Source organism: Gluconacetobacter sp. (assembly GCF_047721585.1).
In the GTDB taxonomy this organism is placed as follows: Bacteria; Pseudomonadota; Alphaproteobacteria; order Acetobacterales; family Acetobacteraceae; genus Gluconacetobacter; species Gluconacetobacter dulcium.
Genome location: NZ_JBDNXE010000055.1, coordinates 8,920 through 26,601, shown reverse-complemented (window position 1 = coordinate 26,601; position 17,682 = coordinate 8,920). Strand labels below are relative to the sequence as shown.

The window sequence follows — 17,682 nt, the reverse complement described above, 5'->3', positions numbered from 1 at the left end:
GAGATCGTCAATACGGCGAAGCGTACGGGTGCGCGGGTTCGGGGTCCTATCCCGCTGCCGACGCATATCGAACGGTTTACTGTAAACCGCTCTCCCCACGTGGATAAGAAAAGCCGCGAACAGTTCGAAATTCGGACTCATCGCCGGCTGCTCGACATTGTCGAGCCGACCCCGCAGACCGTGGACGCTCTCATGAAGCTCGACCTCGCCGCTGGCGTGGACGTCGAGATTAAACTTTAAGGTCCAGACGATGCGCACCGGATTGATCGCAAAGAAGCTGGGCATGACCCGGCTGTTTAAGGAAGACGGCACCCATGTGCCTGTCACCGTCCTGCATATCGACAACGTGCAGGTGGTGGATGTCCGTACCCAGGAGCGTGATGGCTATACGGCCGTGCAGCTCGGGCTCGGCAACGCCAAGGTGAAGAACGTCTCCAAACCGAACCGCGGCCATTTTGCCCGCGTGAAGGTCGAACCCAAGAAGAAGCTGGTTGAATTCCGCGTTGCGGAAGATGCCGTGCTGGAAGCAGGCGCCACTCTCTCTGCCGCCCATTTCGTGGTGGGGCAGAAGATCGACGTGACGGCCACCAGCAAGGGCAAGGGCTTCGCCGGCGCCATGAAGCGCTGGAACTTCGCGGGTCTCGAAGCTTCGCACGGCGTGTCCATCAGCCATCGTTCGCATGGTTCGACGGGTAACCGCCAGGATCCGGGCAAGACCTTCAAGAACAAGAAGATGGCCGGGCACCTGGGCTCCGAGCGCGTGACCACCCTCAATCTCGAGGTGGCGGCGGTGGATGCCGAAAAGAACCTGCTCCTGGTCCGCGGCTCCGTGCCCGGCGCCAAGAACGAGCTGGTGCTGGTTCGTGATGCGATCAAGAAAGCCCGTCATGCCGAGGCGCCGTATCCGGCGGCCCTGGTTGAGGCTGCGGGCTGAGGATAGAGGGCAATGGATTACGAAATCAAAACCCTCGACAACGGGAGCGCCGGCACGGCCGTGCTTCCGGACGAGATTTTCGGGGTGACGCCGCGGGCCGATATCATGGCGCGTGTGGTGCACTGGCAGCTGGCCAAGCGCCGCGCCGGCACGCACAAGGTCAAGGGGATGGGCGAAGTCTCCGGCACGACCAAGAAGCCGTACCGCCAGAAGGGCACGGGTAGCGCCCGTCAGGGCTCGCTGCGCGCGCCGCAGTACCGCACCGGTGGTGCCGTGCATGGGCCGGTCGTTCGCGATCATGGCTACGACCTGCCGAAGAAGGTGCGTCGTCTGGGCCTGATCTCCGCGCTGTCGCAGAAGGCTGCCGAAGGCAAGCTGGTGGTGCTGGACGCCGCCACGTCGTCGGGCCGCACTGCCGAGCTGGCCGCGAAGGTCCAGGCGCTGGGCTGGAAATCCGCCCTGATCGTCGATGCGACGGTCGAGGAGAATTTCGGTCGCGCCACCCGCAACCTGCCGAAGATCGACGTGCTGCCCACCATCGGCGCGAACGTCTACGACATCCTCAACCACGACGTGCTCGCGATCACCCGCGCCGGCGTCGAAGGCCTGAAGGAGCGCCTGGCATGACCAACGTGCTCGCAATCCGCAAGAAGGCGGAGCGGATGTCGCGTGAGACGATGTATGACATCGTTCGCGCGCCGCTGATCACCGAGAAGGCGACGGCGCTGTCCGAGAAGAACCAGGTGGTCTTCAAGGTCGCGATCGACGCCACGAAGCCGGAGATCAAGGTCGCGGTCGAAGGTTTGTTCGGCGTGAAGGTCCTGGGCGTGAACACGCTTGTCCAGAAGGGCAAGACGAAGCGCTTCAAGGGCCGCCCGGGCCAGCGTTCCGATGTGAAGAAGGCGTTTGTGCAGCTTGCCGAGGGTCAGTCCATCGACCTGACCGCGAAGCTGGTCTGACGCGGGGTAGCAAGACATGGCACTGAAGCACTTTAATCCGGTCACCCCCAGCCTGCGCAATACGGTCTTGATCGACCGTAAGGAGCTGTGGAAGGGTAAGCCTGTAAAGGCTCTGACCGAAGGCAAGAACAAGTCCGGCGGACGCAACAACCATGGGCGCATCACCTCGCGCTTCATCGGTGGCGGCCACAAGCAGTCCTATCGCTTCGTCGATTTCAAGCGGCGCAAGTTCGATGTGGCCGGCACGGTCGAGCGTCTGGAATATGACCCGAACCGCACCGCCTTCATCGCGCTGGTGAAGTATGAGGACGGCGAGCTCGCCTACATCCTGGCGCCGCAGCGCCTGAAGGTGGGCGACCAGGTGGTGGCCGGCGCGCGCGTCGACATCAAGCCGGGTAACGCGATGCCGCTGTCGGCCATTCCGGTCGGCACGATCGTGCATAACATCGAGCTGAAGCCGGGCGCCGGCGGCAAGATTGCCCGTTCGGCCGGCACGTACTGCCAGCTGGTCGGCAAGGATGCCGGCTATGCGCAGATCAAGCTGCAGTCGGGCGAGCTGCGCGTCGTGCGCGGCGAGTGCATGGCGACGGTTGGCGCGGTGTCCAATCCGGACAACATGAACCAGCATATGGGCAAGGCCGGTCGCGGTCGCTGGCTGGGTCGTCGTCCGCATAACCGCGGCGTCGTGATGAACCCGGTCGACCATCCGCATGGTGGTGGCGAAGGCCGCACCTCGGGCGGCCGTCATCCGGTCACGCCGTGGGGCAAGCCGACCAAGGGTTACAAGACCAGGGTTAACAAGCGTACGGACAGTCTGATTATCCGTCGCCGGAAAACCGGTAAGTAAGGGGCAAAGAAGATGGCACGTTCCGTCTGGAAGGGCCCGTTCGTGGACGGGTATCTGCTGAACAAAGCCGATGCGTCGCGCGCGTCGGGCCGTAACGAAGTGATCAAGATCTGGTCGCGTCGCTCGACAATCCTGCCGCAGTTCGTCGGTCTGACGTTCGGCGTCTATAACGGGCACAAATTCCTGCCCGTTCAGGTGTCGGAGAACATGGTGGGGCACAAGTTCGGCGAGTTCTCGCCGACGCGTACCTTCACGGGGCATTCGTCGGACAAGAAGGCGAAGCGGGGCTGATATGAGCAAGCCGAAGCATCCGCGTACGCTCGCGGAAACCGAGGCGCAGGCCGTCACGCGGAATATCCGCGTGAGCCCGCGCAAGCTGAACCTGGTCGCGGCGCTGATTCGCAACAAGCCGGCGGCCCAGGCCGTGGCGACACTGACGTTCTCGAAGCGTCGCATCGCGCAGGACGTCAAGAAGACCCTGCAAAGCGCGATCGCGAACGCAGAGAATAATCATCAGCTGGATGTCGACCAGCTGGTGGTGGTGCGCGCCGAGGTTGGCAAGTCGATCGTCATGCGTCGTTTCCATGCGCGTGGTCGTGGTCGTTCGTCCCGCATCGAGAAGTTCTTCAGCCATCTGAAGATCGTCGTGGCCGAGCGTTCGGCCGAGGCGGAGACAACCGAGCAGAAGGCGGCCTGATCCATGGGACACAAAGTCAATCCGATCGGGCTGCGGCTCGGTATCAACCGCACCTGGGACAGCCGTTGGTACGCTGGCGCCGATTATTCGCGCCTGCTGCATGACGACCTGAAGCTGCGTTCGCACCTGCGCCGCAAGCTGTCGGGTGCTGGCGTGTCCCGCGTGGTGATCGAGCGTCCGGCGAAGAAGCCCCGCGTGACGATCTACGCCGCCCGTCCGGGCGTCGTGATCGGCAAGAAGGGCCAGGATATCGACGTTCTGCGCAAGGATCTGACCCGTATGGCGAAGACCGACGTTGCGCTGAACATCGTCGAGATCCGCAAGCCGGAAATCGACGCGACGCTGGTGGCCGAGAACATCGCTCAGCAGCTGGAGCGCCGCGTGGCCTTCCGTCGCGCCATGAAGCGCGCCGTGCAGTCGGCGATGCGTCTGGGCGCGCAGGGCATCCGGATCAACTGCGGTGGCCGTCTGGGCGGCGCCGAGATCGCGCGTGTCGAGTGGTATCGCGAGGGCCGGGTGCCGCTGCACACGCTGCGCGCGGACATCGATTATGGCGTGGCCACGGCGAAGACCACCTATGGCACCTGCGGTGTGAAGGTCTGGATCTTCAAGGGTGAGATCCTCGCCCAGGACCCGCTGGCGCAGGATCGGCGCGCCGCCGAGCAGGCTCCGCAGCGCTAAGCTGCGGAACCTAAGGATCTAGAACGGCGCCAGGCGGCGCGTGAGGATTTAGAACAATGCTTTCTCCCAAGCGGACAAAGTACCGCAAGGCCCACAAGGGCCGCATTCATGGGCTGGCGAAGGGCGGAACGACGCTGAATTTCGGTGCGTTCGGCCTCAAGGCCCTGGAGCCGGAGCGGGTGACCGCCCGGCAGATCGAGGCCTCCCGCCGGGCCATTACCCGTGCGATGAAGCGTGCCGGTCGCGTCTGGATTCGGATCTTCCCCGATCTTCCGGTCTCGACAAAGCCCGCCGAAGTGCGTATGGGCTCCGGCAAGGGATCGCCGGAATACTGGGTGGCCCGTGTGAAACCGGGTCGTATCCTGTTCGAGATCGAAGGCGTTTCGCCGGAACTGGCGCGCGAAGCGCTGGCGCTGGGCGCTGCGAAGCTGCCGATCAAGACCAAGTTCGTGACCCGCATCGGAGAGGCGTGAGATATGGCAAAGGCAACCAAGCCGGCCGATCTGCGTGCCAAGACCGCGGAAGAACTGGAGGCGCTTCTCATTGACCTGAAGCGCGAGCAGTTCAACCTGCGGTTCCAGCGCGCGACCGGCCAGAATGAAGGACAGGCGCGTGTTCGTACGGTGCGTCGTGAGATCGCCCGTCTGAAGACGATTGCGTCCGAGGCGTTGAAGAAGAGTGCAGCCGGCGCGGAAGCGTCGGCCGCGAAGTCCTGAAGGGAGACGGGCGATGCCGAGGCGCGTCCTGAGCGGACGGGTGACCAGCGACAAGATGGACAAGACGGTGACCGTTCTTGTCGATCGTCGCGTCATGCATCCGCTGTATAAGAAGTTCATCCGCCGCTCGAAGAAATATGCGGCGCATGATGAGCAGAACGAATGCAAGGTTGGTGACACGGTGCGCATCGAAGAGTGCAAGCCGATCTCCAAGCGCAAGACCTGGACCGTGATCGTCCGTAACGGCGCCCAGCTGGGCACCGCCGGCGTCGAGTCCGGCGCGCAGGCGTAAGAAGGGCATAGGTTATGATCCATCCCGAGACCAACCTGGACGTCGCCGATAATTCGGGCGCGCGTCAGGTGCAGTGCATCAAGGTGCTGGGCGGTTCCAAGCGGAAGACTGCCTCGGTCGGCGACGTGATCGTCGTGTCCGTCAAGGAAGCGATCCCGCGCGGCAAGGTCAAGAAGGGCGACGTTCACCAGGCGGTGATCGTGCGTACCTCGTACCCCGTGCGTCGTCCCGATGGCAGCGCCATCCGCTTCGACCGGAATGCGGCCGTCCTGATCAACAAGCAGCAGGAGCCGATCGGCACCCGCATCTTTGGGCCGGTTGTGCGTGAACTGCGTGCGCGCAAGTTCATGAAGATCATCTCGCTGGCGCCGGAGGTGCTGTAATGGCCGCGCGTATCAGGAAAGGCGACCAGGTCGTCGTCACCACCGGGTCGTCCAGGGGCGTCCGGGGCGAGGTGCTTTCGGTCCTGCCCGGTGACAACAAAGCCGTGGTGCGCGGTGCAGCGGTGGCCAAGCGCCACACGCGCCCGAACCGCATGGGTGAGCAGGGAGGCATCATCGAGAAGGAGATGCCGATCCACCTGTCGAACCTGAAGCTGGTCGATCCCAAGAGCGGCAAGCCGACGCGCGTCGGTTTCCGTGTTCTGGAAGATGGCCGCAAGGTCCGCGTCGCCAAGGCGACCGGCGAAGTCATCGAAGGCTGAGGAGGCGCGGATGTCTGAAGTACAAGCCACCCGCTCGGTGCCGCGTCTGCAGAAGCGTTATCAGGACGAGCTGCGTGCGAAGCTGCGCGAAGAGTTCGGCTACAAGAACGTGATGCAGGTTCCGCATCTCGAGAAGATCGTCATCAACATGGGTGTTGGCGAGGCCGCGGGCGACCAGAAGAAGCTGGACGCCGCCGTTGCCGAGCTGACGCTGATCGCCGGACAGAAGCCCGTCAAGACGATCGCCAAGAAGGCGATCGCCGGCTTCAAGATCCGCGCCGGTCTGCCGATCGGTTGCAAGGTCACCCTGCGCCGCGCCCAGATGTACGAATTCCTCGACCGTCTCGTGACCATCACGTTGCCCCGCGTGCGCGATTTCCGCGGCCTGCCCGGCAACAAGGGTTTCGACGGCCATGGCAATTTCGCCATGGGCATGAAGGAACAGATCGTGTTCCCGGAAATCGAATACGACAAGGTCGACGATATCCGTGGCATGGACATCATCTTCGTCACCAGCGCGAAGACGGATGCGGAAGCGAAGGCTCTTCTGAAGGCGTTTGATCTGCCCTTCGCTGCGTAATTGCAGCGATTGGGGCTTCCGCCCAGAGGTCAGAAGACCTATTAGACACGTTGTTTGGAAAACCGTCGGGATGGCCCGACAGGTTCCGGAGGGTAGAACAAGGCATGGCCAAGATCTCCGCCGTTAACCGGAATGCCAAGCGTCAGCGCATGGCAACCCGGGACAAGGCTAAGCGGATTGCGCTCAAGAACATTGTCATGGATCGGACGCTTCCGGTCGAAGACAGGTTCGAGGCAACTCTGAAACTCGCAGAGCTTCCCCGCAATGGTTCGCGCGTTCGCGTCCGTTTGCGGTGCAAGCTGACGGGGCGTTCACGCGCCAATTACAGGAAGTTCGAACTCTGCCGTATCGCGCTGCGCGATCTGGCTTCCAGTGGCCAGATTCCTGGCATGGTCAAGTCGAGCTGGTAAGGGCAGGGAACGATGTCACTTTCTGATCCGTTGGGTGATATGCTCACCCGGATCCGCAACGCGCAGCGCGCGCGTCATGCGGCCTGTGTCTCGCCGGCGTCGAAGCTGCGCGCGAATGTTCTCGAGGCCCTGCGCCGCGAGGGCTACATTCGTGGCTACGCCCAGGAAGAGGTGCGCAAGGGCATTGCCCAGCTACGCATCGAGCTGAAATACCTGGATGGCGAGCCGGTCATCAAGGAGATCCACCGCGTGTCCAAGCCGGGCCGCCGGGTCTACTCGAAGATCAAGGAATTGCCGCGGGTCTATGCTGGCCTGGGCGTTTCGATCCTGTCGACGCCGCGTGGCGTCCTGTCCGATGCGGAAGCCCGCGCTGCCAATGTTGGCGGCGAGGTCCTCTGCCGCGTGTTCTGAGGAGGGATACATGTCGCGTGTAGGCAAATATCCCGTCGAAGTTCCGTCGGGCGTCCAGGTCTCGATCGTCGATGGCGTGTTCGTGGCGAAGGGCAAGTTGGGCGAGCTGAAGCTGCCGCTGTCCTCGCATGTCGAAACCGAGATCACCGACAACAAGGTTGCAGTTCGTCCGGTTGGCACCCAGGCGCAGGCCCGGATGATGTGGGGCACCACGCGCGCGCTGGTGGCCAGCATGGTCAAGGGCGTGTCCGTGGGCTTCTCCAAGACCCTGGAAGTGACCGGCACCGGCTATCGCGCCGCCGTGCAGGGCAGCAATCTGGTCATGAACCTCGGCTACTCGCATGACATCGTCTATGCGATCCCGCCGGGCATCAAGATCTCGACGCCGCGTCCGACCGCCATCGTGGTCGAAGGCGTGGACAAGCAGCGGGTTGGTCAGGTTGCGCTGGATATCCGCAGCTTCCGCAAGCCCGAGCCCTACAAGGGCAAGGGCGTCCGCTACGACACCGAGACCATCCGTCGCAAGGAAGGCAAGAAGAAGTAATGAGCACGCAGCAGGATCTGCGGGAGCGTCGGCGTCAGCGTCTGCGCTTCCAGCTTCGCCGCAAGGGCGGCGGGCGTCCGCGCCTGTCGGTGTTCCGGTCAGGCAAGAACATCTATGCCCAGGTCATCGACGATGCCGCCGGGCGTACGCTTGCCGCCGCTTCGAGCCTGGACGAGGCGCTGCGCGAGCAGCTGAAGACCGGTGCCGATTCCGACGCGGCCACGGCGGTTGGCAAGCTGGTTGCCGAGCGCGCGGTCGCGGCCGGCGTGACGCAGGTGGTCTTCGACCGCGGTTCGTATCTGTATCATGGGCGTATCAAAGCCCTGGCGGAGGCTGCCCGCGAGGGTGGTCTCGCCTTCTAAGGAAAGGGGCACGCAATGGCACGTGAACCGAGAGAAGGCGGCCGGGGTGGCCGCGAGCGTGAGCGCGAAGGCGACGATCTGGTCGACAAGCTCGTCACGATCAACCGCGTTGCGAAGGTCGTAAAAGGCGGCCGTCGTTTTGCTTTTGCCGCGCTGGTCGTGGTGGGTGACCAGAAGGGTCGTGTCGGCTACGGCGCCGGTAAGGCCCGCGAGGTGCCCGAAGCGATCCGCAAGGCGACCGAGCGCGCCAAGCGCACGATGATCCGCGTTCCGATGAAGGAGGGTCGTACTCTCCATCATGACGTCGCCGGTCATTTCGGTGCTGGTAAGGTGGTGCTTCGTTCGGCTGACGCCGGCACGGGTATCATCGCCGGTGGCCCGATGCGCGCTGTGTTCGAGAGCCTGGGCATCAATGACGTGGTGGCCAAGTCGCTCGGCACCCGGAACCCGCATAACATGGTCAAGGCGACCTTCGATGCGCTGGAGCGTTGCGCCAGCCCGCGTTCGGTAGCTAACCGTCGCGGCAAGAAGGTGTCCGACATCCTGGGTCGCCGTGAGGTGGCTGGTGCGGCGGAGGTGAGCGCCGATGTCTGAGGGCAAAACCGTTCGCGTCACGCAGGTGGCGTCGGGTAACGGCCGCAAGCCGGGCCAGCAGGCTACGCTGGTCGGGCTCGGCCTCAACAAGATCGGCCGCACGCGGGAACTGGAGGATACACCTTCGGTTCGCGGCATGATCACCAAGGTGGCCCACCTCGTGAAGGTGGAGGATTGAGATGAACCTCAACGAACTGCGCGATAACGAGGGCTCTCGTTATCGCAAGAAGCGTCTGGGTCGCGGCATCGGGTCCGGCAAGGGCAAGACGTCGGGTAAGGGCGTGAAGGGCCAGAAGGCGCGTGAGGGCGTGTCTCTCAACGGCTTCGAGGGCGGTCAGCTTCCGCTGTATCGCCGTCTGCCGAAGCGAGGCTTCAAGAACATCTTCCGCAAGGTCTACGCTCCGGTGAACCTGGGTGCGCTGGACCAGGCAATCGAAGCTGGCAAGATTGATGCCGGTGCGACGGTGACCGAGGATGTGCTGCGCGCGGCCGGCCTGGTCGGTTCGGGCAAGTTTGCCGGCGTCCGCCTGCTGGCGAAGGGCGAGCTGGCCCGTGCCGTGACCATCGAGGTCGCTGGTGCGTCGGCTACCGCGATCGCGGCAGTCGAGAAGGCCGGTGGAACCGTTCGGGTTGCCAAAGCGGCGCAGGACGAGGCCACGGCTTCGGCTTGAGCCGGATTCCGGGACGGCATGCCCGTCAAGCCGTCCCGGAACGGCCCCGGCGTTGTCTCTTGCGTTGGTGCAAGACGACGCCTTACACTCTTTGCTGAAGTGTCATGACAGCGTCCCGTTTCGTGCGGTGACGCTGTTGTTGTTGAAAGGGACGGGCGCATGGCCTCCGCGGCCGAGCAGCTGGCTGCCAATCTGAATTTCAGCTCCTTCGCCAATGCGACGGAGTTGAAGAAACGAATCTGGTTCACCCTCGGGGCGTTGATCGTCTACCGTCTGGGTACCTACATTCCGGTTCCCGGCGTCGACGCGACGGTCATGGGCCAGCTTCTGGCGCAGCACCAGGGCGGTATCCTGGGAATGTTCGACATGTTCACCGGCGGTGCGCTCGGTCGTATGACCGTCTTCGCCCTGAACATCATGCCGTATATCAGCGCCTCGATCATTGTGCAGCTGATGTCCTCGGCGATTCCCGCGCTTGAAAACCTGAAGAAGGAAGGCGAGCAGGGACGGCGCAAGCTGAACGAATATACCCGCTACCTGACTGTGCTGATCGCGCTGTTCCAGGCCTATGGCATCGCCGTAGGACTCGAGAACATGCACAGCGCAGCAGGGTCGGCGGTGATCGCGCCCGGCATGTTCTTCATCGTGTCGTGCGTGGTGACGCTACTGGGCGGCACGATGTTCCTGATGTGGCTTGGTGAGCAGATCACATCCCGCGGTGTGGGCAATGGCATTTCGCTGATCATCTTCGCCGGTATCGTGGCTAACTTGCCGCATGCGTTGGCCAGCCTGTTCCAGCTTGGCTATACGGGCGCCCTGTCGCCCTTCTTCGTGCTGGTCTTCCTGGTGCTGGCGGCGATAACCATCGCCTTCATCGTCTTCATGGAGCAGGCGCAGCGCCGGGTGGTGATCCAGTATCCCAAGCGGCAGGTCGGTCAGCGCATCTACGGCGGCGACTCCACCCATATGCCGCTGAAGGTGAATACTGCCGGTGTGATTCCGCCGATTTTCGCCTCTTCGGTGCTGCTGATTCCGGTGACGATCGCTGGTTTTATGAACAGTGCGTCGATGCCCGGATGGCTTTCGTTCCTCGGGCAGGAACTGGGGCAAGGGCAACCGCTTTATATGCTGTTCTATGCGGCCATGATCGTCTTCTTCTCGTATTTTTATGCGGCGGTGACTTTCAATCCGCAGGAAACGGCCGATAATCTGCGTAAGCAGGGTGGCTTCATTCCGGGCATCAGGCCGGGTGCGAACACGGCAGCTTATTTTGATCGGATTCTGACGCGATTGACGACGATCGGTGCCGCCTACCTGGTGGCGGTGTGTCTGCTGCCGCAGATTCTGATCAGTCATTATAACGTGCCGTTCTATTTCGGCGGGACCAGCTTGATCATCATCGTATCAGTGACCATCGACACCGTGACGCAGATCCAGTCCCACCTGGTGGCTCACCAGTACCAGGGGCTGATGCGGCGGGCGCGTGGGAAAGGCAGGGGTCGGTGAACGTCATATTTCTTGGCCCTCCTGGGGCCGGCAAGGGAACCCAGTCCAAGCGGCTGGAAGCGCGCTACGGTATTGCGCAGATCTCGACGGGGGACATGCTGCGCGCCGAGGTGGCAGCAGGAACTCCGATCGGCCAGGAAGCAAAGGCACTGATGGATTCGGGGCAACTCGTCCCCGATGACGTGATCATCGCGATGCTCGAATCGCGCATCGCGCAGCCTGATTGCGCCAAGGGATTCATTCTCGATGGATTCCCCCGGACTGCGGGCCAGGCTGAGGCATTGGATTCGATGCTGAAGCGGCGCGGGGCGCGAATCGACGTCGTGCTGTTTCTTGAGGTCGATGAAAATGCGCTGGCGGACCGGATCGCCGGCCGCTTCACCTGCGGTACCTGCGGGACAGGGTATAACGACCTGTTCAAGAAGCCGAAGGTCGAGGGCACATGTGATGTCTGTGGCGGGCATTATTTTGTCCGCCGCGAGGACGACCGGCGTGAGACCGTTGCCGCCCGTCTGGCCGCCTACCGCGAGCAGACGGCGCCTATCCTGCCGTATTACGAGGCCGAAGGGCGCCTGTACCCGGTGGACGGCATGGCCGATATCGACACGGTGACTGAGCAGGTCTTCAAAATCATGGATGGCATCACGAAAAAGTGATCGTTATTCATTGACTCAAAAGGGCGCGCGGGTATATTGCGCGCCCTCAAGGTATCGGCTCCCGTGCCCGACTGGCGCGGAGAGCAGAGATCACGAATCCGATTGATGATGGGGTTGACCGGCGGTGCCGGCACGTTCACGACGCTCCGGCTTGCCGGTGGTGTGGAAAAGCCCCGGCGACGATCTTAAGGGCCCGAGTAACGCGGGCGGACGAGGAGTAAGTGGCGTGGCGCGTATTGCCGGCGTGAACATCCCAACCAACAAGCGGGTGACGATTGGCCTGCGTTATATTTATGGCATTGGCCCGACCAAGGCCGAGCAGATCTGCCAGCAGCTCGAGATTCCGGCCGAGCGTCGGGTGAACGAACTGTCGGACGACGAGATCCTGAAGATCCGTGAGCTGATTGACAGCGAATACCGGGTCGAAGGCGATCTTCGTCGCGAAGTGGCGATGAACATCAAGCGCCTGATGGACCTGGGTTGCTACCGTGGCCTGCGTCACCGTCGCGGTCTTCCGGTCCGTGGCCAGCGGACGCACACCAATGCCCGTACCCGCAAGGGTAAGGCGGTGGCGATCGCCGGTAAGAAGAAGGCTACCCGCTAAGCGGCTCCAGCCGCATTCGCGACCAGCGCCGGGTGTCCCTGGTTACAATCTCCAGGGGTATCCGACGCGGCTCGCGTTGATGAACAGACAGGACCAGGAAGACTATGGCGAAGGCTGCAGCTCCGCGTATTCGGAAGAAAGAGCGGAAGAACATTATCTCGGGGGTGGCGCATGTGCTCTCCACCTTCAACAACACGATGATCACGATCTCCGATGCCCAGGGCAACGCGATCGCGTGGTCTTCCGCTGGTGCTCAGGGCTTCAAGGGCTCGCGCAAATCCACCCCGTACGCGGCGCAGGTCGCCGCCGAGGATGCTGGCCGCAAGGCGCGTGAGCACGGCATGGAGACGCTGGAGATCGAAGTGTCGGGTCCGGGTTCGGGGCGTGAGAGCGCATTGCGCGCGTTGCAGGCGGTCGGGTTCTCGATCACCTCGATCCGCGACATGACGCCGGTGCCGCATAACGGTTGCCGTCCGCGCAAGCGTCGTCGCGTCTGATCGTCAGGCTCGGATTCGTTTTCTGCCGGCCTCGTGCTGGCGGGGTTGAGTGTCATCAGGCACCCGGTCGCACGGGTGCCGTCTGCCTTGGTGCAGATCAGTTTTGAAAGGCCATCAACTTGGTCCTCCAGAAAAACTGGCAATCTCTGATCAAGCCGGAGAAGCTGGAAGTCGAGCCGGGCGGCCAGCCGTTGCGCACAGCGACTGTGGTGGCGGAACCGCTCGAGCGTGGCTTCGGCATGACGCTCGGCAATGCTATCCGGCGCGTGCTGCTGTCGTCCCTTCAGGGGGCTGCGGTAACGGCGATCCAGATCGACGGCGTGTTGCATGAGTTCTCGTCGGTGGCCGGCGTTCGCGAGGACGTGACGGACATCGTCCTGAATATCAAGCAGCTTGCGCTGCGGATGCATGGCGAAGGCCCGAAGCGCATGGTGCTGACGGCCACCGGGCCGGGCGAAGTGCGCGCGGGCCAGATCCAGACCGGCCACGATATCGAGGTGATGAACCCTGATCTCGTGATCTGCACCCTCGATGAGGGCGTGAAGTTCGGGATGGAGTTCACGGTGAATCTGGGCAAGGGCTACGTTCCCGCGGCGGCCAACCGCCCCGAGGATGCGCCGATTGGCCTGATTCCGGTGGACGCGATCTATTCGCCGGTGCAGCGCGTGTCCTACAAGGTCGAGCCGACCCGTGTGGGGCAGGTGACCGACTATGACCGGCTTCTGCTGACGGTCGAGACGAACGGTGCGGTGACGCCCGAGGATGCGGTGGCTCTGGCCGCCCGAATCCTGCAGGACCAGCTCCAGCTGTTCATCAATTTCGACGAACCGCGCCCGGTCCGGACCGAAGAGCCGCAGGACGACCTGCCGTTCAATCGGAACCTGCTGCGCAAGGTCGACGAACTGGAACTGTCGGTTCGCAGTGCCAACTGCCTGAAGAACGACAATATCGTCTATATCGGCGATCTGGTGCAGAAGACCGAGCAGGAGATGCTGCGGACGCCGAATTTCGGCCGCAAGTCTCTGAACGAGATCAAGGAAGTCCTGACGTCGATGGGGCTCTCCCTTGGTATGAACGTCCCGGCCTGGCCGCCGGAAAATATCGAAGACCTGGCCAAGAGGCTCGACGAGCCCTTCTGACCGGAAAGACAGGAAGACTTTATCATGCGTCACGGTGTTGCCGGCCGGAAGCTCGGCGTTACCTCCACCCATCGCGCCGCCATGTTCCGCAACATGGCTGTCGCGCTGATCAAGCACGAGCAGATCACCACGACTCTGCCCAAGGCGAAGGAGCTTCGTCCTGTGGTCGAGAAGCTGATCACGCTCGGCAAGCGCGGCGACCTGCACGCCCGCCGTCAGGCCTATGCGCAGCTCCGTGACGACGTGATCGTCTCCAAGCTGTTCGCGGCCGTGGCTGATCGCTACAAGGCTCGTAACGGTGGTTATATCCGCGTCCTGCGCGCGGGTATCCGTCACGGCGACGCTGCCGACATGGCGGTGATCGAACTGGTGGATCGCGATGTGTCCGCCAAGGGCCAAGATAGCGGCCCGCGTCCGGAAGTCGTTTCCGACGAGGGGCTGGCAGCGTAAGTTTTACGCTCTGGCTTTATGAAAAGACCCGGCCTTTTGGCCGGGTTTTTTTATGTCTGAACGGCGGGGAGGGGTAGGCGGTTCCACCTCCGGCATGGGGAAAATCTGCTTCGGAGACGATAGAAGCTTCAGTTCATAGCTCCCTGTCGTCTCCGGCACGAAAATAAATTGTTTCAGATAAGATAAAAAGTCGCGCCGTGGCGTTGCCCTCGCATGGCAGGAAAGCACGCAGCATGATGGCCCTGATACGCCAAAGGCTGGCGGAGAGAGGGGGATGGCTTCGTCTGGCAGCGACGTGCGCGGTGCCCGGTCTGCTCGCGTTGGCCTTCGTCCTGGCAGCAGGGTGGCTGACGCCGGGCCGGCTTACTTCCGGCACGTTCATGCGGACCTTCCGAATGGTGGATGGGCCGCATCCAGGCTTTCGGCGTAACCATGCCAAGGGCATCTGCGTGACGGGATGGTTCGATGGAAGCGGGGAGGCGGCACAGCTTTCCCGGGCCGCGCTGTTTACCCGGGAACGGTCTCCGGTCGTCGGCCGATTCGCGCTGGCTGGGGGGATGCCATTTCAGGACGACACACCTGAGAAGGTCCGCAGCCTCGCGCTCAGGATCATGCCGACGCGTAGCGGCGAATGGCGTATGGGACTCAACAATATTCCCGTCTTTCCCGTACGGAATGCTGCCGATTTCAACGACTTTCTGCTGGCATCGCGCCCCGATCCGCAGACCCACCGGCCTGATGTGGCCCGCATGACGGTCTTTGTGGCACGGCATCCGGAAACGCAGCGCGCACTGGCATTGCTGAAGGCGCGCAAGCTGACTTCGGGTTTCGCGAACGATACTTATAACAGCCTGGACAGTTTCACTTTCGTGAATGCGCGGGGAACAGCCATCCCTGTGCGTTGGGCAATGATTCCCGAGCAGCAGGCGTTTCCCGCAGCCGCGCAAGGGGCAGGGCGCGATTATCTGTTTGATGACCTGATCGACGTATTGGCGCGCATGCCGTTGCGTTGGCATCTGGTCGTGACCGTCGGCGGCGCCGGGGATGTCACGGCCGACCCGACGGTGCCGTGGCCGGCCGGTCGGCGACAGGTCGATGCGGGAACGCTGACGCTGGTTCGGGCAGAGAGTGAGGATGGCGGCCCCTGCAAAGGCATCACATACGATCCGTTGATTCTGCCCGGGGGCATCGCCCCGTCAGACGATCCGATCCCTGCGGCACGATCAGTCGTCTATGCCCGTTCCTTCGTCCTGCGTTCAGGTGAGCCGGAAACCACGAGCGCCATCAGCAGGGCCGCTATCCGATCGGGAGACCAGTGATGCGTCCGATCGAGCATTTCCCGCTTTTCGCCCGAATTCTGCATTGGCTGATGGCCGCGATGATCCTGGCAATGCTCTTCATCGGCATCATCATGGTGTCGACGGTGGAGCCAGCCTATCATCGGCTGATTGATCTGCATCGCCCGCTCGGGATATGCATCCTGCTACTGGCTGTGGTCCGGCTGGTCAATCGACTGCTGATGCGCATTCCGCCCCTGCCGGAGACATTGCCGCCGGCCCTGCGCCTGGCTGCGCGAACGTCGCATATCGTACTCTATGCCCTGATGATCGCCATGCCGCTTGTGGGATGGGGCATGCTGTCGGCCGGGGCATATCCGGTGGTGATGTGGTCGGACTTCGCGCTGCCGCCCATCCTGCCGCATGACCCGACCCTGTTTGCGATTTTGCGCGGCCTGCACACATGGCTGGCGCTTACCCTGTTCGGTGTCGTCCTGGTCCATCTCGCGGCGGCGCTGATGCACGGGTTGCTGCTGCGCGACCATGTTCTGCCCAGTATGACGGGCGGTCGGCGCCACAGGGCGGTGGACGACCCAGCCTCTTAGCCCGGCTTGACGGGTGTATAATGTGCGCCGGGCGCGATCGCGGTGACGTAGGGGCCGGTCCAGTCTCGTGTGAAGATCCGGTTCAGGGTCGCGGCGGGGTTGTGACCATGGACGAAGATCGAGGCATCGACTGTGGTGTTGAAATAGCTCCATTCCCAGTTGCCGGTGCCGATGAAGATGGCATCGTCGTCGGCAACGGCATATTTGCAATGCTCGACACGGGCGAAGGGAATGAATCCACTACTGGCTTGGGGAACAGTGCTGAATTTCACTTCGATATTCGGCATGGCGGCCAGGCTCTTCAGATAGGACTGCATCGGCTCGTTCAGCGCCCAGTTCGACACGATGATCTGCACCGATACGCCACGGGCCGCTGCATCGCGCAGTGCCGTATCCAGTGCAGGCCAATATCCTTTTGGGCCGTAATGTTTCAGAGCACTCAGCGTCAGGACCTGAAGCCGGAAGACATGCCGGGCCGCATGGATCATCGTGACCAGAGACGGTTCTTCCGCTGTCAGCGTGGTCGGCATCATCATCGGCGGGCTAAAGGCGGGGAAGGCGATCACACTTTCCCCGCCTGGCTCGCGCAGCATGGCCGGGGCGAAACCGGTCGCGATCGACCGCTCGGCCGGCGGCTGCATGCGCATCTGGGGCAGGGTTCGGCCGCCGCCCAATGCCCACAGTGTGTCGAACGCGCTTTCGAAACTGCCGGCGATGGCAGTGTCCTCGATCGCAGCACCGATCTCGTGGATTTCCTCCAATGCCCGCCAGTCCCAGTTCTGGCTGCCGACGAATACCTGCCGCCCATCGATGATCATGAATTTGGCGTGCAGTACACCGCCGGTCAGGCTCTGGGTCGGCAGGGTTTCGATCTGGATGTTATGGATGGGCTTCAGCCGTTCCAGAACTGGCGCCGTCTCTTTCAGGAAACTGTCATCCACCACCAGGCGAACCTGGATACCGGCGTCGGCGCGTTCGATCAGCGCCTCGATAACGGCGGACATCGCGCGGCCGGGTTTATCGGCAATATAGAACTGCGCCACGTCGATCGTGTGGTGGGCATGACGGATCATGTCCAGCCAGACTGGCTGGGTGCGCGGAACGCCGGGTTCTCCATAGATGCTTTCTTCCGGCACGCTTTCGACGATTCGGAAGGTCGGAGCCGAACTCTCGGCCCATGCTGCGTGGACCGAAAGAGAGAAGGACGCGAGAAGGGCGAGAAGACCGACCCCGTTCCGAAACCGGAAGGTAGAAGATGTCTCGGCCATATCCTGCTCCAATCATGTTCCGGGCAGGGGCGTCACGTCGCGCCGTCTCGCCAGTGGCTGGCATTCTGATCATGGGCGGCCAACCCGGCAAGTCGGGTCTTCACCCGCTCGTACGGAAAATCTGCGGAAAGTCTGGTGATATTGGCTGCTTGCTGATAAAATGCCTAATCCACGCCCGTTCAGTACCGAAACTTGATGACGATCCGGACCTCGCACCTCCGGGACAGGGCTTCATCGCGACAGGGTGTTCGTCACCCTGACATTCGGTACCGAGGGAGC

At 62.7% G+C, this 17,682-nt stretch carries 30 protein-coding genes; 29 read left to right on the top strand and 1 reads right to left on the bottom strand.

Annotated features, from left to right (window positions below; translation table 11 throughout):
* The 29 genes from rpsJ to ABF821_RS11525 all read left to right on the top strand — a co-directional run.
* The coding region (gene rpsJ / locus ABF821_RS11665; RefSeq protein ID WP_415530080.1) for a 30S ribosomal protein S10 at positions 1 to 240 on the top strand (240 nt) is incomplete at its 5' end.
* 10 nt (positions 241 to 250) lie between these two features.
* Positions 251 to 934 (top strand): 50S ribosomal protein L3, encoded by a 684-nt coding sequence (gene rplC / locus ABF821_RS11660; RefSeq protein ID WP_114727489.1) that lies wholly within the window; start codon positions 251 to 253, stop codon positions 932 to 934.
* Positions 935 to 946: 12 nt separating this feature from the next.
* Entirely contained in the window at positions 947 to 1,561 is a 615-nt protein-coding gene (rplD, locus tag ABF821_RS11655) for a 50S ribosomal protein L4 (protein WP_114727490.1), read from the top strand.
* A 35-nt stretch (positions 1,562 to 1,596) separates the two neighbouring features.
* Positions 1,597 to 1,893, top strand: coding sequence for a 50S ribosomal protein L23 (locus tag ABF821_RS11650; RefSeq protein WP_174787951.1), 297 nt, complete (start codon positions 1,597 to 1,599; stop codon positions 1,891 to 1,893).
* Between the two features lie 16 nt (positions 1,894 to 1,909).
* The gene (gene rplB / locus ABF821_RS11645; protein ID WP_114727492.1) at positions 1,910 to 2,740 is read left to right on the top strand and encodes a 50S ribosomal protein L2; all 831 of its coding nucleotides are present in this window, start codon (positions 1,910 to 1,912) and stop codon (positions 2,738 to 2,740) included.
* 12 nt (positions 2,741 to 2,752) lie between these two features.
* Entirely contained in the window at positions 2,753 to 3,031 is a 279-nt protein-coding gene (gene rpsS, locus ABF821_RS11640; RefSeq protein WP_007399623.1) for a 30S ribosomal protein S19, read from the top strand.
* Position 3,032: 1 nt separating this feature from the next.
* Positions 3,033 to 3,437, top strand: coding sequence for a 50S ribosomal protein L22 (gene rplV / locus ABF821_RS11635; RefSeq protein ID WP_114727493.1), 405 nt, complete (start codon positions 3,033 to 3,035; stop codon positions 3,435 to 3,437).
* Positions 3,438 to 3,440: 3 nt separating this feature from the next.
* Positions 3,441 to 4,118, top strand: coding sequence for a 30S ribosomal protein S3 (rpsC, locus tag ABF821_RS11630; protein WP_114727494.1), 678 nt, complete (start codon positions 3,441 to 3,443; stop codon positions 4,116 to 4,118).
* 56 nt (positions 4,119 to 4,174) lie between these two features.
* Positions 4,175 to 4,591: a 50S ribosomal protein L16 gene (gene rplP / locus ABF821_RS11625; protein WP_114727495.1), complete on the top strand. Its 417-nt coding sequence runs from the start codon at positions 4,175 to 4,177 to the stop codon at positions 4,589 to 4,591.
* A 3-nt stretch (positions 4,592 to 4,594) separates the two neighbouring features.
* On the top strand, positions 4,595 to 4,834 hold the full coding sequence (rpmC, locus tag ABF821_RS11620) for a 50S ribosomal protein L29 (RefSeq protein ID WP_182973373.1): 240 nt from the start codon (positions 4,595 to 4,597) through the stop codon (positions 4,832 to 4,834).
* Positions 4,835 to 4,847: 13 nt separating this feature from the next.
* On the top strand, positions 4,848 to 5,126 hold the full coding sequence (gene rpsQ / locus ABF821_RS11615; protein WP_114727497.1) for a 30S ribosomal protein S17: 279 nt from the start codon (positions 4,848 to 4,850) through the stop codon (positions 5,124 to 5,126).
* Between the two features lie 14 nt (positions 5,127 to 5,140).
* Positions 5,141 to 5,509 carry a 50S ribosomal protein L14 gene (rplN, locus tag ABF821_RS11610; protein WP_042059420.1) on the top strand — a complete coding sequence of 123 codons (369 nt, stop codon included), beginning with the start codon at positions 5,141 to 5,143 and terminating at the stop codon, positions 5,507 to 5,509.
* Positions 5,509 to 5,829 (top strand): 50S ribosomal protein L24, encoded by a 321-nt coding sequence (gene rplX, locus ABF821_RS11605; RefSeq protein WP_114727498.1) that lies wholly within the window; start codon positions 5,509 to 5,511, stop codon positions 5,827 to 5,829. The genes rplN and rplX overlap by 1 nt, the downstream gene beginning before the upstream one ends.
* A 10-nt stretch (positions 5,830 to 5,839) precedes the next feature.
* Positions 5,840 to 6,409, top strand: coding sequence for a 50S ribosomal protein L5 (gene rplE / locus ABF821_RS11600; protein WP_114727499.1), 570 nt, complete (start codon positions 5,840 to 5,842; stop codon positions 6,407 to 6,409).
* A gap of 104 nt (positions 6,410 to 6,513) precedes the next feature.
* The gene (gene rpsN / locus ABF821_RS11595; protein ID WP_114727500.1) at positions 6,514 to 6,819 is read left to right on the top strand and encodes a 30S ribosomal protein S14; all 306 of its coding nucleotides are present in this window, start codon (positions 6,514 to 6,516) and stop codon (positions 6,817 to 6,819) included.
* A gap of 12 nt (positions 6,820 to 6,831) precedes the next feature.
* Positions 6,832 to 7,230, top strand: a complete 399-nt coding sequence (gene rpsH, locus ABF821_RS11590) for a 30S ribosomal protein S8 (RefSeq protein ID WP_114727501.1) — start codon at positions 6,832 to 6,834, stop codon at positions 7,228 to 7,230.
* Between the two features lie 10 nt (positions 7,231 to 7,240).
* Positions 7,241 to 7,774, top strand: a complete 534-nt coding sequence (rplF, locus tag ABF821_RS11585) for a 50S ribosomal protein L6 (RefSeq protein ID WP_114727502.1) — start codon at positions 7,241 to 7,243, stop codon at positions 7,772 to 7,774.
* On the top strand, positions 7,774 to 8,136 hold the full coding sequence (gene rplR / locus ABF821_RS11580; RefSeq protein ID WP_415530079.1) for a 50S ribosomal protein L18: 363 nt from the start codon (positions 7,774 to 7,776) through the stop codon (positions 8,134 to 8,136). The genes rplF and rplR overlap by 1 nt, the downstream gene beginning before the upstream one ends.
* Before the next feature lie 15 nt (positions 8,137 to 8,151).
* On the top strand, positions 8,152 to 8,730 hold the full coding sequence (gene rpsE / locus ABF821_RS11575) for a 30S ribosomal protein S5 (protein ID WP_415530078.1): 579 nt from the start codon (positions 8,152 to 8,154) through the stop codon (positions 8,728 to 8,730).
* Positions 8,723 to 8,908, top strand: a complete 186-nt coding sequence (gene rpmD / locus ABF821_RS11570) for a 50S ribosomal protein L30 (RefSeq protein ID WP_114727505.1) — start codon at positions 8,723 to 8,725, stop codon at positions 8,906 to 8,908. Before rpsE ends, rpmD begins: the two co-directional genes overlap by 8 nt.
* Before the next feature lies 1 nt (position 8,909).
* Positions 8,910 to 9,401 (top strand): 50S ribosomal protein L15, encoded by a 492-nt coding sequence (rplO, locus tag ABF821_RS11565; protein WP_182973371.1) that lies wholly within the window; start codon positions 8,910 to 8,912, stop codon positions 9,399 to 9,401.
* Between the two features lie 159 nt (positions 9,402 to 9,560).
* A complete protein-coding gene (gene secY, locus ABF821_RS11560) occupies positions 9,561 to 10,907 on the top strand; it encodes a preprotein translocase subunit SecY (RefSeq protein WP_114727507.1) in 1,347 nt (448 codons plus the stop codon).
* Positions 10,904 to 11,563 carry an adenylate kinase gene (locus ABF821_RS11555; RefSeq protein WP_182973370.1) on the top strand — a complete coding sequence of 220 codons (660 nt, stop codon included), beginning with the start codon at positions 10,904 to 10,906 and terminating at the stop codon, positions 11,561 to 11,563. The genes secY and ABF821_RS11555 overlap by 4 nt, the downstream gene beginning before the upstream one ends.
* A 226-nt stretch (positions 11,564 to 11,789) precedes the next feature.
* On the top strand, positions 11,790 to 12,167 hold the full coding sequence (rpsM, locus tag ABF821_RS11550; protein WP_114727509.1) for a 30S ribosomal protein S13: 378 nt from the start codon (positions 11,790 to 11,792) through the stop codon (positions 12,165 to 12,167).
* Positions 12,168 to 12,271: 104 nt separating this feature from the next.
* Positions 12,272 to 12,664, top strand: a complete 393-nt coding sequence (rpsK, locus tag ABF821_RS11545; RefSeq protein ID WP_012227919.1) for a 30S ribosomal protein S11 — start codon at positions 12,272 to 12,274, stop codon at positions 12,662 to 12,664.
* A gap of 119 nt (positions 12,665 to 12,783) precedes the next feature.
* Positions 12,784 to 13,803, top strand: coding sequence for a DNA-directed RNA polymerase subunit alpha (locus ABF821_RS11540; RefSeq protein WP_114727510.1), 1,020 nt, complete (start codon positions 12,784 to 12,786; stop codon positions 13,801 to 13,803).
* Positions 13,804 to 13,827: 24 nt separating this feature from the next.
* Entirely contained in the window at positions 13,828 to 14,253 is a 426-nt protein-coding gene (gene rplQ / locus ABF821_RS11535) for a 50S ribosomal protein L17 (protein WP_182966078.1), read from the top strand.
* A 233-nt stretch (positions 14,254 to 14,486) separates the two neighbouring features.
* Positions 14,487 to 15,572 carry a catalase family peroxidase gene (locus ABF821_RS11530; protein ID WP_415530077.1) on the top strand — a complete coding sequence of 362 codons (1,086 nt, stop codon included), beginning with the start codon at positions 14,487 to 14,489 and terminating at the stop codon, positions 15,570 to 15,572.
* Complete coding sequence (locus ABF821_RS11525) at positions 15,572 to 16,135, top strand: cytochrome b (protein ID WP_415530076.1); 564 nt, start codon at positions 15,572 to 15,574, stop codon at positions 16,133 to 16,135. Before ABF821_RS11530 ends, ABF821_RS11525 begins: the two co-directional genes overlap by 1 nt.
* Here ABF821_RS11525 and ABF821_RS11520 read toward each other — a convergent pair.
* Positions 16,132 to 17,403 carry a phospholipase D-like domain-containing protein gene (locus tag ABF821_RS11520; protein ID WP_415530075.1) on the bottom strand — a complete coding sequence of 424 codons (1,272 nt, stop codon included), beginning with the start codon at positions 17,401 to 17,403 and terminating at the stop codon, positions 16,132 to 16,134. The genes ABF821_RS11525 and ABF821_RS11520 overlap by 4 nt on opposite strands.
* Between the last annotated feature and the right edge of the window lie 279 nt (positions 17,404 to 17,682).